General features: G+C 70.0%; 11 protein-coding genes, 1 tRNA gene and 1 pseudogene. 3 read left to right on the top strand and 10 right to left on the bottom strand.

Features of this window, described 5'->3' with window-relative positions; translation table 11 throughout:
- The first annotated feature begins 163 nt into the window (after positions 1-163).
- Both LNW71_RS14810 and LNW71_RS14805 read left to right on the top strand, forming a co-directional pair.
- A complete protein-coding gene (locus LNW71_RS14810) occupies positions 164-859 on the top strand; it encodes a hypothetical protein (protein ID WP_250968652.1) in 696 nt (231 codons plus the stop codon).
- Positions 860-1,148: 289 nt separating this feature from the next.
- Positions 1,149-1,236: transfer RNA gene (locus LNW71_RS14805), tRNA-Ser, on the top strand.
- 39 nt (positions 1,237-1,275) lie between these two features.
- Here the strand turns inward: LNW71_RS14805 and LNW71_RS14800 are convergent.
- The 9 genes and pseudogenes from LNW71_RS14800 to LNW71_RS14760 all read right to left on the bottom strand — a co-directional run bounded on the left by LNW71_RS14800 (position 1,276) and on the right by LNW71_RS14760 (position 11,331).
- Positions 1,276-2,073: an HAD family hydrolase gene (locus LNW71_RS14800; RefSeq protein ID WP_250968651.1), complete on the bottom strand. Its 798-nt coding sequence runs from the start codon at positions 2,071-2,073 to the stop codon at positions 1,276-1,278.
- Positions 2,070-3,359, bottom strand: coding sequence for a serine--tRNA ligase (serS, locus tag LNW71_RS14795; RefSeq protein WP_250968650.1), 1,290 nt, complete (start codon positions 3,357-3,359; stop codon positions 2,070-2,072). The genes LNW71_RS14800 and serS overlap by 4 nt, the downstream gene beginning before the upstream one ends.
- Before the next feature lie 701 nt (positions 3,360-4,060).
- The gene (pheA, locus tag LNW71_RS14790; RefSeq protein ID WP_250968649.1) at positions 4,061-4,996 is read right to left on the bottom strand and encodes a prephenate dehydratase; all 936 of its coding nucleotides are present in this window, start codon (positions 4,994-4,996) and stop codon (positions 4,061-4,063) included.
- Between the two features lie 27 nt (positions 4,997-5,023).
- Positions 5,024-6,256 (bottom strand): iron uptake transporter deferrochelatase/peroxidase subunit, encoded by a 1,233-nt coding sequence (gene efeB, locus LNW71_RS14785; protein WP_250972010.1) that lies wholly within the window; start codon positions 6,254-6,256, stop codon positions 5,024-5,026.
- Between the two features lie 95 nt (positions 6,257-6,351).
- Entirely contained in the window at positions 6,352-8,451 is a 2,100-nt protein-coding gene (locus LNW71_RS14780) for a copper resistance protein CopC (RefSeq protein WP_250968648.1), read from the bottom strand.
- Between the two features lie 14 nt (positions 8,452-8,465).
- A complete protein-coding gene (locus LNW71_RS14775) occupies positions 8,466-8,915 on the bottom strand; it encodes a copper chaperone PCu(A)C (protein WP_250968647.1) in 450 nt (149 codons plus the stop codon).
- Positions 8,912-9,565 carry an SCO family protein gene (locus LNW71_RS14770; RefSeq protein WP_250968646.1) on the bottom strand — a complete coding sequence of 218 codons (654 nt, stop codon included), beginning with the start codon at positions 9,563-9,565 and terminating at the stop codon, positions 8,912-8,914. The genes LNW71_RS14775 and LNW71_RS14770 overlap by 4 nt, the downstream gene beginning before the upstream one ends.
- Before the next feature lie 48 nt (positions 9,566-9,613).
- Positions 9,614-10,354 carry a YcnI family protein gene (locus LNW71_RS14765; protein ID WP_250968645.1) on the bottom strand — a complete coding sequence of 247 codons (741 nt, stop codon included), beginning with the start codon at positions 10,352-10,354 and terminating at the stop codon, positions 9,614-9,616.
- A gap of 163 nt (positions 10,355-10,517) precedes the next feature.
- Positions 10,518-11,331 (bottom strand): annotated as a pseudogene (locus tag LNW71_RS14760) (hypothetical protein).
- 260 nt (positions 11,332-11,591) lie between these two features.
- Between LNW71_RS14760 and LNW71_RS14755 the strand changes: the two are divergent.
- Positions 11,592-12,179 carry an ATP-binding protein gene (locus LNW71_RS14755; protein ID WP_250968644.1) on the top strand — a complete coding sequence of 196 codons (588 nt, stop codon included), beginning with the start codon at positions 11,592-11,594 and terminating at the stop codon, positions 12,177-12,179.
- A gap of 51 nt (positions 12,180-12,230) precedes the next feature.
- Here the strand turns inward: LNW71_RS14755 and LNW71_RS14750 are convergent, their stop codons facing one another.
- Positions 12,231-13,694: an aminopeptidase P family protein gene (locus LNW71_RS14750; RefSeq protein ID WP_250968643.1), complete on the bottom strand. Its 1,464-nt coding sequence runs from the start codon at positions 13,692-13,694 to the stop codon at positions 12,231-12,233.
- Positions 13,695-13,772 lie beyond the last annotated feature (78 nt).

Here is a 13,772-nt window from a genome sequence, read left to right as displayed (position 1 = left end):
TGTGGCTTCGTAGCTTTCGTGAAATCAGGGATAGCCGATGCGGTGAGGGAACCCCCGCCGGTCGGTCATTGAGTGAGTGGCAACCGTGAGCGTCCTCCGCCCCCGAAGCCCGGGGACAGGGCTGTCTGTCCAGCACCGGATTTCACGATCGGAAGGCACGCCCATGCTCACGGAAGTCGCCCTGCTCGAATCGCGCACCCTGCGCGTCGAACAGATGGGGCGCGTCGACGCCCTCGACAAGGTGAAGAGCCTTGTCATGCTCCCCGACGGGGTTCACGTTCGCACCGAGGACGTGGCCCGGTACTTCGAAGTATCCACAGAGGTCGTCAAAAAGGTGACCCAGCGCCACCGAGCAGAGATGGAGGAGAACGGGCTCAGGCTGCTGCGTGGCTCTGACCTGCGTGTCTTTAATAGGGACATGGTGTCCCTATTAGACGGCGGGCAGGGTGAAAGTTATCCACAGGCTCACGCGCAGCTCACCCTCTACACCCGCAGGACCGTCCTCAACGTCGCGATGCTTCTTCGCGACAGCGACATCGCGCGCTGCGTCCGTACGTATCTCCTCGACGCCGAGCAGGACCTGCGGGCGGGGTACGCCTCGCTCGAACACCGCGTGACCCGGGTCGAAAGCTGCCTGGCCGGAGTGGGCACCGCCCTGCAGGAGCTGGGGCCGGTCCTCAACCGGATGTCGCTCCGCCTCGACAGCCTCGACCGGAGGCTGGAGGTCACGCACCAGGTGATCGGTGCCATGAGCGTGCGACTGGGCGGGGTGTCCGAGGACCTCGTCCGGCTCGACGGACGGATGGACGAGCTGGCACGCAACCTGAAGGACCTGAGCCGCCGCAACAGGAACCGCTGAGAGCCCTGAGCCGACGACAGGACCGCTGAGAGAAGCCCCGGTGTCCGGTGCCGTCCGCCACCCGTAAATGAGTGGTACCGGGCAGCGGGGCGCGGCACAGTGGTCGGTACGGCAGCCGCCGGGATCGACGCCACAGACCGGGAGAGGAGCGCGGCGATGACCGAGAGTCCGAGCTCCCATCAGGGCGTGCCCGAGCGGGCTCCGGAGTAGTCAGCGACTGCTCCGCCGAGCCGCTTCGATGCGCACGCCCGGGCGGCCGTGCACGCGCATCGCGTGCGGCCGCCCTCCCGGAGGATTGGCCGAGTGGTAAGGCAGCGGCTTGCTAAGCCGTCGTCGGGGCCGAAAGCCCCGCGCGCGTTCGATCCGCGCATCCTCCGCCGCAGCGCCCTGCCCGCCGCCCCGTTCCGCGGACTGTTCTAGACCAGCTGTTCCAGGACCACGGCGATGCCGTCGTCCTCGTTCGACGCGGTGATCTCGTGGGCCACGGCCTTCAGATCCTCGTGTGCGTTGGCCATCGCCACTCCGTGCCGCGACCAGGCGAACATCGGGATGTCGTTGGGCATGTCACCGAAGGCGATCGTGTCCGCCGCCTTCACACCCAGCCGGCGTGCGGCCAGCGAGAGGCCGGTGGCCTTGCTGAGCCCCAGCGGCAGGATCTCCACGACGCCCGGGCCGGCCATGACCACGTCGACCAGATTGCCGACCGCCGCCCGCGCGGCCTTCGCCAGCGCGTCGTCGCCCAGATCAGGATGCTGTATGTAGACCTTGTTCAGCGGAGCGGACCACAGCTCGGCCGGGTCCTTGACGAAGACCGCCGGCAGCGGGCCCTCCTGCACGCGGTAGCCCGGGCCGACCAGCACCTCGCCGTCGAGCCCGTCGCGGCTGGCGGCCAGCGCCAGCGGACCGATCTCGGCCTCGACCTTGGACAGGGCGAGACCGGCGAGCTGCCGGTCCAGCGTCAACGAGGTCAGCAGCTTGTGCTCGCCCGCGTGGTAGACCTGCGCGCCCTGGCCGCAGACCGCGAGGCCCTGGTAGCCCAGGTCGTCCAGGATGTGACGGGTCCACGGGACCGCGCGGCCGGTGACGATGATGTGCGCCGCACCGGCCGCGGTGACCGCGGCCAGTGCCTCGCGCGTGCGCCCGGAAACCGTGTCGTCGTCACGCAGCAGCGTGCCGTCGAGATCGGTCGCGACGAGCTTGTAGGGAAAGGTCACTTGGCGACCGGCTCCAGAACCTCACGGCCGCCCAGGTACGGACGGAGCACCTCGGGCACCCGTACCGAACCGTCGGCAAGCTGGTGGTTCTCCAGGATCGCCACGATGGTGCGCGGTACGGCGCAGAGCGTGCCGTTCAGCGTGGACAGCGGCTGGAGGACCTTCTTGCCGTCGCGGGTGTCACGCATCCGTACGGAGAGCCGACGGGCCTGGAACCCGTCGCAGTTGGACGCGGAGGTCAGCTCGCGGTACTTGCCCTGGGTCGGGATCCACGCCTCGCAGTCGAACTTCCTGGAGGCCGAGGCCCCCAGGTCGCCGGTGGCCACATCGATCACCTGGAAGGGCAGTCCGAGAGCCGTCAGCCACTGCTTCTCCCAGTCCAGCAGGCGCTGGTGCTCGGCCTGGGCGTCCGCCGGGTCGACGTAGGAGAACATCTCGACCTTGTCGAACTGGTGGACCCGGAAGATGCCACGGGTGTCCTTGCCGTACGTACCGGCCTCGCGGCGGAAGCACGGGGAGAAGCCGGCGTAGCGCAGCGGCAGCTTGTCCGCGTCGATGATCTCGTCCATGTGGTACGCCGCGAGCGGTACCTCGGAGGTGCCGACCAGGTAGTAGTCGTCCTTCTCCAGGTGGTACACGTTCTCCGCGGCCTGGCCGAGGAATCCGGTGCCCTCCATGGCGCGCGGGCGGACCAGCGCCGGGGTGAGCATCGGGATGAAACCGGCCTCGGTGGCCTGGGCGATCGCCGCGTTGACCAGGGCGAGCTCCAGCAGTGCGCCGACGCCGGTCAGGTAGTAGAAGCGCGAGCCGGACACCTTGGCGCCGCGCTCCATGTCGATCGCGCCGAGCGCCTCGCCGATCTCCAGGTGGTCCTTGGGCGCGAAGCCCTCGGCACCGAAATCGCGGATGGTGCCGTGCGTCTCCAGGACGACGAAGTCCTCCTCGCCGCCGACCGGCACGTCCTCGTGGACGATGTTGCCGAGGCGCAGCAGCAGGCTCTTGGTCTCCTCGTCGGCCTCGCCCTGCGCCGCGTCGGCCGCCTTGACGTCGACCTTGAGCTGCTCAGCCTTCTTGAGGAGTTCGGCGCGCTCCTCCGGAGAGGCCTTGGGGATGAGCTTGCCGAGCGATTTCTGCTCGGAACGGAGTTCGTCGAACCGGACCCCGGACGACCTGCGCCGTTCGTCGGCGGAGAGAAGGGCGTCGACGAGTGCGACGTCCTCTCCACGGGCGCGCTGGGAGGCGCGAACACGGTCGGGGTCCTCACGAAGCAGGCGAAGGTCAATCACCCCTCCAGGCTACCGGTGTCGGCTTCCCCCGCTCGAACCGATATCACTAAGCGTGTCACTTTGCCCGAATTGCCGGTATTGGTAATGCTGGGGGAATGCTCGGCCGGCGTCGGGTGTCGCCGTCAATAGATGGGCTCTATTCCCCTAAACAGGGCAGAAGGCCCTGCGCGTCTTGACGTACGACCCTTGTCTGGAAGGGGAGTTGGCGGGCGCTTGTCCACAGGGTGGGGTGGTGCGTAAAAGTTATCCACAGGCTGTGAGGAAAGTCTGTGGACACGGAAGAGATCATTCCGAAAGCCGCATCGCGGCTTGTGGAATCGCACTTCAAACCCGCCTCACACGCTCGTTCGGGTGGGAATTCCTCGTCCTAAGGAGTTGATCAACGGAATTGAGGTGACACCTGGGGTCCTGCAGGCCTGTGGATGGGTCTGGGCGGACTGAGGAGATTTGTCGACTATGTCGTGTTGTGGTGTCGACTTGTCCCCAGGTCGAGACGTGCGCCTGTGGATAACTCTGTGGGTGGAGACAATCCGCTGATCGCACCGGGATGCTGGGCGCGCGGCTGTGCCTGCGATCCACGCCGGGCCACATGGCTGCGCCGCGACTCGTGCCGGGCCGCGCACCTTCGCCGCGACTCGTGCCGGGCCGCGCGACTGCCTCCCCCGCTGTCAGCAGACCCGGCCCTTCGGACCGGGCAGCCGTCAGGCTCGCCCGTCCTGGTTCCGGGCCAGCCAGTCGGACGCCACCGTGAACTCCGCGTCCGACGTACCCGCCCGCAGCGGGCTCACGTCCGCGGGCGTCACGCCGGCCCGCGGATAGGAGCCGAGGAAGCGGACATTCGGGCAGATCCGCTTCAGCCCCATCAGCGCCTCGCCCACCCGGCGGTCGGAGATATGGCCCTCGGCGTCCACCGCGAAGCAGTAGTTCCCGATACCCGCGCCCGTCGGCCTGGACTGGATCAGCATCAGGTTCACCCCGCGCACCGCGAACTCCTGGAGCAGTTCGAGCAGCGCACCGGGATGGTCGTCCCCGAGCCAGATGACCACGGAGGTCTTGTCGGCACCGGTCGGCGCCGACGGCCGGGCCGGGCGGCCCACCAGCACGAAGCGGGTCTGGGCGTTCTCCGCGTCATGGATCTCGGTGACCAGCGGTTCGAGACCGTAGGTCGCCGCGGCGAACTCACCGGCGAACGCGGCGTCGTAGCGCCCCTCCTGCACGAGGCGCGCACCGTCCGCGTTGGACGCCGCCGACTCCCATACGGCCTGCGGGAGATGGGCGGCCATCCAGTTGCGGACCTGCGGCTGCGCGGCCGGGTGCGCGGTGACCGTCTTGACGTCGGACAGCTTGGTGCCGGGACGGACGAGCAGCGCGAAGGTGATGGAGAGCAGCACCTCGCGATAGATCATCAGCGGTTCACCGCTGGTCAGCTGGTCGAGGGTGGTGGTGATGCCGCCCTCGACGGAGTTCTCGATGGGGACGAGTGCCGCGGCTGCCGTGCCGTTCCGTACCGCGTCCAGAGCCGCCGGTACGGAGACCATCGGGACGAGTTCGCGGGTGGCGGCTTCCGGGAGCGTACGGAGGGCGACCTCGGTGAAGGTGCCCTCGGGGCCGAGATAGGCGTAGCGCGTGGCGGACATACCGTCACCCTAATGGGCCGTGGTGGCTCAGGACTCCAACAGCCGCTGACCCACGTACTCCCCGGCCGCAGCGCCTCCCGGCACCGCGAAGAGGCCGCTCGCCTCATGGCGCAGGAACGGCGACAGGGCGTCGCCCCGGTCGAGTTTGCGCTGCACCGGTACGAAGCCCCGCAGGGGATCGGCCTGCCAGCAGATGAACAGCAGACCGGCGTCCGGGGTGCCGTCCGGGGCGAGGCCGTCGTGGTACGAGAACGGGCGGCGCAGCATGGCCGCCCCGCTGTTGCGCTCGGGGGAGGAGATCCGGGCGTGCGCGTTGTCGGGGATCAGCAGCTTGCCGTCGGGGCCGGCCTTGTCGAGGTCCATCGCGGTGGTCTCGGTGCCGCCGCTCAGCGGGGCGCCGTCCGCCTTGCGCCTGCCGATGACCCGTTCCTGGCGCTCCACCGGGAGCTTCTCCCAGTCGTCGAGCAGCATCCTGATCCGCCGGACGACCGCGTACGAGCCGCCGGCCAGCCATTCGTACTTCGCGTCGCCGTCCCGGGCCGGGACGAAGATGCGCCGGTCGAAGTCGCTGTCGGCCGGTTTCGGATTGCCGGTGCCGTCGATCTGGCCCATCAGGTTCCGGGTGGTCATCGGCTCGGCGGTGGCGCCGGGGGTGCGGTTGAAGCCGTTCATCTGCCAGCGCACGCCGGCCGTCGAAGCGGCCTCCTTCTGTACGGCTCGCAGTGCGTGGAACGCGACGAGCGCGTCGTCGGCGCCGATCTGCACCCACAGATCGCCGTCGGAGCGGGCGGTGTCGAGGTGGTCGGCGGAGAACGGCGGCAGCGGGTCGAGTCCCGGCGGCCGGTGGCCGACCAGGCCCGTGCGTTCGAAGAAGGTGGCCCCGAAGCCGAAGGTGACGGTCAGGGAGGAGGGGCCGGCATCCAGAGCGATGCCGGTGTCGTGCCCCGTGCCGTCAGCTGCTCCGCCGGCGGTGGGTTCGCCGGCCATCAGCCGCTGCGCCACGGTGGACCAGCGGCGCATCAGGGCGGCCGCCTCCTTCCGCCCGGCGCCGGGGGCGAGGTCGAAGGCGACGAGATGGCCGTTCGCCTGGAGCGGGGTGGTGATCCCCGGTTGATGTTTCCCGTGAAACATCACCTCGGTGGAGCCGACGGAGGCCAGTGGGGTCGGCGCCTCGTCCCGCGTCGCGGCGTAGCCGGTCGCACCACCGGCCGCCCCGAGCACCAGTCCGGCGGCCCCGGCCGCGCCGGCGGTGCCGAGCAGCCGTCGCCGGGAGAGGGCGCCGGTGGCCGGGGCGTCGGCGTCACCGGTGACCGGCCTGTTCCTGTTGCTTGTGCTGCGTTCGCTCACGATCCTGCTCAGCCGATCTTCACGTTCTTGTCGACCGTCGTCTGGTCGATGTCCGACGTCCGCACGGTCACCGCGACGTTCCAGTCGCCCGCGATCGGGATCTGGATGCCGGAGGACGTCCAGTGCCCCTCGGTCAGCCGGACCGGGAGGGCGGGGAGCGGGCCGATGTCCTTGGACTTCAGGGTGAAGGCAAGCTTCACCTCGGGGACGTCCATGGCCTTCCCGTCGATGTCGTCGATCCAGAGGTGGACCACGTTGGCTCCGGTGTGTCCCGGGTCGAGGTCCATCCTGACCGTTCCCTTGCCGTTCTTGCCGCCGGTGTCGAAGGGCAGCGTGAGGTTGACGGGACCGCTCGCCGCGGGCGCGGCGGCCGGGGCCGAGGTGCGCGCTTCCTCCTCGGTCCGGCCGGGCTCGGTCGAGGTCAGGATGGTGGTCACCGCGAGCAGCGCCACCGCGACACCGACTTCAGCCAGCACCGAGCGGCGGAGGCCGGAGCGGTCGGGGTCGGCATCACGTACCCGCTTCTTCTCGGCGGTTGCCACGGCGGCCCGCTGCCGGGCGAGCTGGGTGGCCCGCGCGGGGTCCTCGGCCTCAGCCGTTTCCTCGTCGTCCGAAGCCTCTGCGCGTGCGCCCGCTTCGTCCTGCGCGCCGTCGGTCTGCGCGGCGGGGGTCTGTGCGGCGGGGGTCTGTGCGGAGCCGGCCTGAGTCAAGCCGGCCTGTGCGAAGGCCTCCACGCGGTCGCCTTCCGGGCCGGCCTCCGCGTCGATTCCCCGGCCCGTGTCCGTATCGCTGTCCGTGTCGCTGTCCACCGCGGCCGGAGAGGTACTTTCCCCCGCCAGCCGCGCCGTCCACCGGCGCGAGATCCAGGCGACCCCGACCAGAACGGCGACGAGCCCCACCTTCACGAGCAGGAGCTGCCCGTACCCCGTGCCGGTCAGCGCGGACCACGAACCGAGCTGGCGCCAGGACTGGTAGATCCCGGTCGCGGTGATCACGAGCACGCTGCCGAACGCGATCCGGGAGAAGCTCCGCACCGCGGCGGTGGTGATGCCGGGTGTGCGGTAGAGCGCGACCAGCAGGGCACTCAGCCCGCCCAGCCAGGTCGCGACGGCCAGCAGATGGAGCACGTCGACCGGCATGGCGATGCCCGGCTGGATCCCGGTCGACGCGTGCTCGGCGAGGGCCCAGGTACCGGCGATACCGGCGGCGATGACCGCGCCGCCGAGGGAGAGGCCGAAGGTGAGGTCCTTCTTCTCGCGTTCGTCCTCGCGCTTGGCGTACGCCCCGAACAGCACCGCGATGAACAGCGCACTGGCGCCGAGCAGCAGCAGCCGTGAGACGAGCGCGGCGCCGGGCTTGGTGTCGAGGACGGCCTTCAGACCGTCGAGGTCGAGGGCGTCGGCGAGCTTTCCGGAACCCGTGTAGGGGCTGCGCAGCAACAGCATGGCGAGGGTGGCAGCGGTGAGGGTCATCCAGCCGCGCACGACGAGGCGCTGCAGCGGGCGCGCGCCCGCCCCGCGCTGCCAGCAGGCCAGTACGAAGGCGGCGCCGCCCACGAGCACGATGAACCCGGCGTACGCGGCGTAGCGCGCGATGCCGTAGAGCGCGCCGACGAGGCCGCCCCCGGCCTCGTTGTCCGGGAGGGCGACGCTGGTCTTCGAGGGGGCGCCGATGGAGAAGGTGAACGCGCCGGAGACCGGGTGGCTGTCGGCGGAGACGGCCTGCCAGGCGACGGTGTAGGTGCCGTCGGGCAGACCGGCGTGCAGCGGGACGCCGTACTTCACGGTGGAGCCGCTGTGCAGATCGAGCGGGGCGCCTTCGGTGTCGGCGCGCTTGCCGCCGGGGTCCAGGATCCGGATGGATCCCTCACCCATGGCGACCTGTTCGGAGAAGGTCAGCGTGACCTGCTTGGGGGCGGTGGCGACCACCGCCCCGTCCTGCGGATCGCTCCCGGTGAGTGCGGCGTGAGCCGACGCGGGGCCCGCGACGGCCAGCAGCAGACCGAACACCATGCCGACCAGGGCGGCGAGGAGCCCGGCCGCGGCGAGCGGCCGGCGTATGGCGGGTTCGGACGGGGGCGGCCCGAAGGGCGGGGCGGTGGCTGTCATGGTCTGTCAGTCCCTCACTGCTTCTTCGGGTTGTGGGTGGTCTCCTTCACGGGAAGGTCGACCTTGATGGGGCCGGCCTTCTCGAAGTGCAGCTCCACGGACACCTTCTCGCCCTGCTTGGGCTGCTGCTTGAGCTTCATGAACATGATGTGGTTTCCGCCGCGTTCCAGGTCGAGCTCACCGCCCGCGGGCACGGCGAAGGATGTCACCATGCGCATCGCCTGGTTCTTCGTCTCGTGGATCGTGACGTCGTCCGAGAGCGGGCTGGTGACCGAGGTGAGCCGGTCGGAGCTGCCGCCGCTGTTCTCCACGACGAGGAAGGCTGCGGCCATGTCGTTTACGGGCTGCGGCATGAACGCGCCGATGACCTTCAGTTCCGGCTTGCTGCCGGCGGAGGAGCACCCCGCCAGCGTCAGCCCCGTGGTGAGGGCCAGGACGCCGGCGAGGGTGGTGCGGCGGTTCACGGGTTCTCCCCCTTGATGATCTTGGGGAGATCCTTGGTGTAGTCGTCCGGAGTGGTGTCCTCGCTGTACAGCACGTACCCCTTGTCGGTCTTCGGGGAGAACGCGATGACCTGCGAGCCGTGCATCGACACGATCGTGCCGTCCTTCTCCTTCTTCGGCGGGTCGATCCCGATGCCGATCTGCCGGGCACCCGCCTGGATGGTCGGGAAGTCGCCGGTGAGACCGGTGAAGGAGGGGTCCTGCGACTTGAGCCAGCTGCCCAGCGAGGACGGGGTGTCCCGGTCGGGGTCGGTGGTGACGAAGACGACCTGGAGCTTGTCCCGGTCGGCTGCGGGGAGGGACTTCTTGGCGATCGCGATGTTGCTCATGATGAGCGGGCAGACGTCGGGGCAGTTGGTGTAGCCGAAGTAGATGAGCGTCGGCTTGCCCTTGGTCTTCTCGCGCAGGTCGTACTTCTTGCCGTGGGTGTCGGTCAGGACGAGATCCGGCTTGGTGAACGGCTGGTCGAGCACCGTCGCGGCCTTGGTCTTCGCTTCCACCGAGACGTCGGCGACCGGCTTCTTGCTGTCGTTGTCACTGCCGCCGCAGGCGGACAGGGAGAGTGCGGCCGCGGCGACGAGCGCCGCGGCCAGCACAGACTTCTTAACCATGGAGCACTGATTCCTGATGGGTCGGTGTGGCGGGTGGGGCTTGGGTGATCAGGCGGTACGCCGACGGCCGGCCAGGACGCCGAAGGCGACCCCCGCGACGCCGATGACGATGCCGAGGATGCCGAGGACGCGGGCCGTGGTGTCGCTGGAGGAGGAGGACGCCGAAGCGGTCGTCTTCTCGTCCTTCGCGTGGTCGGCGGCGCCGCTCTTGTCGTCGGAGCCGGTGGCCGCGGCGGCGCCGTGCGCGTCGTCGGAGGCAGCCGTCAGCTTGAGCACCGGCGCGGGGCTCTCGGGCTCTTCCGCCCCGTCCTTCTGCTCCTCGATCCAGCGGACGACTTCCTTGTCGTCGTACGTCTGGATGGCCTTGAACACCAGCTGGTCGGCGTCCTCGGGGAGCTGGCCGACGGAGAGCGGGAACTGCTGGAAGCGGCCGGGCTCGATCTTGCCGCCGTCCGCGGTCCAGGTGACCTTGGAGACGGCCTCGTTGATCTTCTTGCCGTGCATGTCGAGCGGCTTGGCCAGCTTGCTCGTGGTGACCTTGATGTCCCAGCCGGGCACGGGCTGCGGCTGGACGGAAGCCAGCGGGTGGTCCGTCGGAAGGTTCACTTCGAGCTTGGTCGTCGAGGCGTCGTCGCGCTCGTTGGGAACCTTGAAGTTGATGACGGCGTAACCGCCCTTGGCGGCCTCGCCCTGCGGCTGGACGCTGACGTGCGCGGAGGCCGTACCGGCGAGGAGCAGCACGGTGGTCGCGGCGACGCCGCCGGCGAGGGCGATGCGGGAAACGTTCATGAAGGGATCACTCCACAAGGCACGAAGGAAAAGGTGCTCCGGCGCGCGGGTGCGCGACGGCATCGCGACACCTCTTCCTCACGAGCGGTGTGCGCGCGGACCCGAACCGGCACCGGAGAGGTGCCCGCCAGGATCGCGCGTGCTTCGCGTGGAGGGTGTCGCGTCAGGCTGCGAGAGTGAATACGGGTGGCGGCCCGCGCCTGATCACCATGTGCTGCAGGGATCCCCGGTGTCCGGGGCCGGTGTGTCGGCGGCCGTACGGGGGTGCACGGCCCGGTCGTCGGGCCGGCGGGAAGACCGGCGCGCAGCGCGGCCACCAGGACGAGTGCCGCCCGCAGCGCCCGCAGCCGGGCCCCGGCCGCCACTTGCTGGGCGCCGTGCGCCGACAGCCGGGCGATCCGGAACAGGGCGATCTCGCCGCGCCGCAGCAGCCAGCCGGTGACCAGCGCGGCCAGCAGGTGGCCGAGCAGCATGGGCAGGCTGGGCAGCATTCCGGCGACGGCGGCCCAGCTGCCGGGCAGGCCGGCGGAGGGGGCGGTGGCCATGTGCTGGTGGGCCTGACCGGTCACCGCTGCCGGGTCGATGCCCGCGGTGGTGACGATGCGATGGGCGTCGGCGGCGTTCAGCTGCTCCGGGCCCGCCCCGCAGACGAGGCCTGCCGCGAACCGGATCAGCGCGTCCTCGCCGCCCGGAGCCTGCGGCGTGGCGGTGTGCGTGCCGACGCCGAAGAGGGTGTGCAGGGCGATCTGTCCGCCGGCCAGCGCCGCGGCGATGGACGGCAGGGAGCGTTCACGTCCGGCGAGCGGGACCGCCACCGCGAGGACTGCGAGAAATGCCGCGAGCAGTGTCCACCCGGGGACCGCCGCGCAGGAGGCCATGGTGTGTCCGGCCGCGGACAACGCGACGCAGACCGCGGCGAACACCGCGGCCCTCAACAGCCGCAGACCGGCTCCGGCGCGTCCCACAGACGTAGACATGGCCGGGTCATCATCGCACTGCGCCCAGGGCCCCCGTACGGCAGGTCCGGAAGGTCACCTTCCGCCCGATTGGCTGCGAGCCGGGCCGTTGGAGCGGTTACGGACGGGGGGCGAAAACGGCCGCTGTGGGCAGGTCATACACAGGTGCGGTGATTGCGGGTATCCGCCGAATGAGCGGTCTCACATCCCGTCTGTGCTTACGAACGGTCCAGGGCGGCAATACGTATCGGTATGTCGAGCCGCAGCCAGGAGGCTGGAGCATGAGCATTTGGTGGTCACTCCATTTGCGGCGCGAAGCTGCGAGCGTTCCGCTCGCCCGTCGTTTCCTGCTCGGCACGATGGAAACCGCGGGCGTGGACCCGGACATCTCCTTCGACCTGTCGGTCGCGCTCAGCGAAGCCTGTGCGAACGCCGTCGAGCACGGCGGGTCCCACGGCGGCCCCGGCGATACCGGGCAGACCTGGGACGCGTGGGAGGAGCTGTCCGGCAGAGCCTGCGGGCAGTACCGGGTCACCGCGTATCTGGACGGCGAGAAATGCCGCATCGAAGTCGCCGACTCAGGGCCCGGTTTCCCCGCCCGCCCTGCCCTTCGCGACGCCGCACAGCAATACCCACCGCACCAGCAGGAAGCCGAGCAGTACGAACCCCAGCGGGCCGAATCGCAGAAGTACGAACGCCGGCCGGACGAACACCCGCCGCTCACCGCCGAGGACGGGCGGGGCCTCTGCCTGATCGAGCAGCTCGCCGACCACGTCCACTTCGGCAACCGGCCGGGGCACGGCGGCGCGGTGGTGAGCTTCGACAAGGTCCTGAAATGGCGGGAGGGCGCCCTGCTCATGGTGTCCTGAGCAGGGCGCCCTCCGGCGCTCGTCGGCGGCCGGGAACCGGCCGACGGCAGGTCAGCCCTTGAGCCGGGCCATCCAGGCCTCGACCTCGTCGGCGCGGCGCGGCAGCTTGTCCGAGAGGTTCCGGTTGCCGTCCTCGGTGACGAGGATGTCGTCCTCGATCCGGACGCCGATGCCGCGGTACTCCTGCGGCACGGTCAGGTCGTCCGCCTGGAAGTAGAGACCGGGCTCGACGGTGAGGCAGACCCCGGGCTCCAGCGTTCCGTTGACGTACGACTCGGTCCGCGCGGCGGCACAGTCGTGGACGTCCATGCCGAGCATGTGACCGGTGCCGTGCAGGGTCCAGCGGCGCTGCAGACCCAGCTCCAGGACCTTGTCCACGGAGAGGTCCCCGAGCAGACCCCACTCGACGAGCTTCTCGGTCAGGACACGCTGTGCGGCGTCGTGGAAGTCGCGGTAGTCGGCGCCGGGCTTCACCGCGGCGATGCCGGCCTCCTGCGCCTCGTACACCGCGTCGTAGATCTTCCGCTGCAGCGGCGTGAACGTGCCGTTGATGGGAAGGGTGCGGGTCACATCGGCGGTGTAGAGGTCGTTGGTCTCCACGCCGGCGTCCAGCAGCAGCAGTTCGCCGGAGCGCACCGCGCCGTCGTTGCGCACCCAGTGCAGGGTGGTGGCGTGCGGGCCCGCGGCGCAGATCGAGCCGTAGCCGATGTCGTTGCCCTCGATGCGGGCGCGCAGGAAGAACGTTCCCTCGATGTAGCGCTCGCTCGTAGCCTCGGCCTTGTCGAGGACCTTCACGACGTCCTCGAAGCCGCGCGCGGTGATGTCGCAGGCCTTCGCCAGCTCGGCGATCTCGAAGGCGTCCTTGACCAGGCGGGCCTCGGAGAGGAAGACCCGCAGCTCCTCGTCGCGCTCCGCGGTGACCTTGTCGGTCAGCGCCGCCTCGATGCCGGAGTCGTGGCCGCGGACGTTACGGACCGGGCCGGTGGCCTCGGTGAGCGCGGCGGGCAGTTCCCGTACGTCCTTCGCCGGGATGCCGAGCAGCTGCTCGGCCTCGGTGAGGGAGTGGCGGCGGCCGACCCACAGCTCGCCCTGGCCGTCGAGCCAGAACTCGCCGTTCTCCCGGTTCGAGCGCGGCAGCAGGTAGACCGTCGCCTCGTGGCCGTCGTCCTTCGGCTCCAGGACGAGGACGCCGTCCTGCGTCTGGTCACCGGTGAGGTACGCGTACTCGGTGGAGGCACGGAAGGCGTACTCGGTGTCATTGGAACGGGTCTTCAGCCGGCCGGCGGGGATGACCAGCCGCTCGCCGGGGAAGCGTGCGGAGAGCGCGGCGCGGCGGTCCGCGGTGTGCCCGGCCTGCGCGATCGGCTCCAGCCCCTGCAGCTCGGTGTCGGCCCAGCCGGACTTCATGCTCGCGGCGAGCTCGTCGGATACGCCCGGGTAAAGGCCGTTCTTCCGCTGCTTGACCGGCTCTGCCTCTTCGGTCTCCGGGTTCTCCGGGATGAGCTCCTCAGACACGACTTGTCTCTCCTTGGTACGACACTGGGCCCCCTCCATCGTACGGGCGTACGGAAGGGGGCCCAGGGCCGGAAGACC

The sequence above is a fragment of the Streptomyces sp. RKAG290 genome (genome assembly GCF_023701695.1).
Classification (GTDB): Bacteria; Actinomycetota; Actinomycetes; order Streptomycetales; family Streptomycetaceae; genus Streptomyces.
The sequence above is the reverse complement of the archived record's forward strand: the minus strand, read 5'-3'. Positions and strand labels throughout refer to the sequence as shown.

Excerpts from the sequence above, each read along its gene's own strand:
- LNW71_RS14810 (WP_250968652.1), top strand. The coding sequence starts at position 164 with ATGCTCACGGAAGTCGCCCTGCTCGAATCGCGCACCCTGCGCGTCGAA.
- pheA (WP_250968649.1), bottom strand. The coding sequence starts at position 4,996 with ATGTCCGCCACGCGCTACGCCTATCTCGGCCCCGAGGGCACCTTCACC.
- LNW71_RS14780 (WP_250968648.1), bottom strand. The coding sequence starts at position 8,451 with ATGACAGCCACCGCCCCGCCCTTCGGGCCGCCCCCGTCCGAACCCGCC.
- LNW71_RS14770 (WP_250968646.1), bottom strand. The coding sequence starts at position 9,565 with ATGGTTAAGAAGTCTGTGCTGGCCGCGGCGCTCGTCGCCGCGGCCGCA.
- LNW71_RS14765 (WP_250968645.1), bottom strand. The coding sequence starts at position 10,354 with ATGAACGTTTCCCGCATCGCCCTCGCCGGCGGCGTCGCCGCGACCACC.
- LNW71_RS14755 (WP_250968644.1), top strand. The coding sequence starts at position 11,592 with ATGAGCATTTGGTGGTCACTCCATTTGCGGCGCGAAGCTGCGAGCGTT.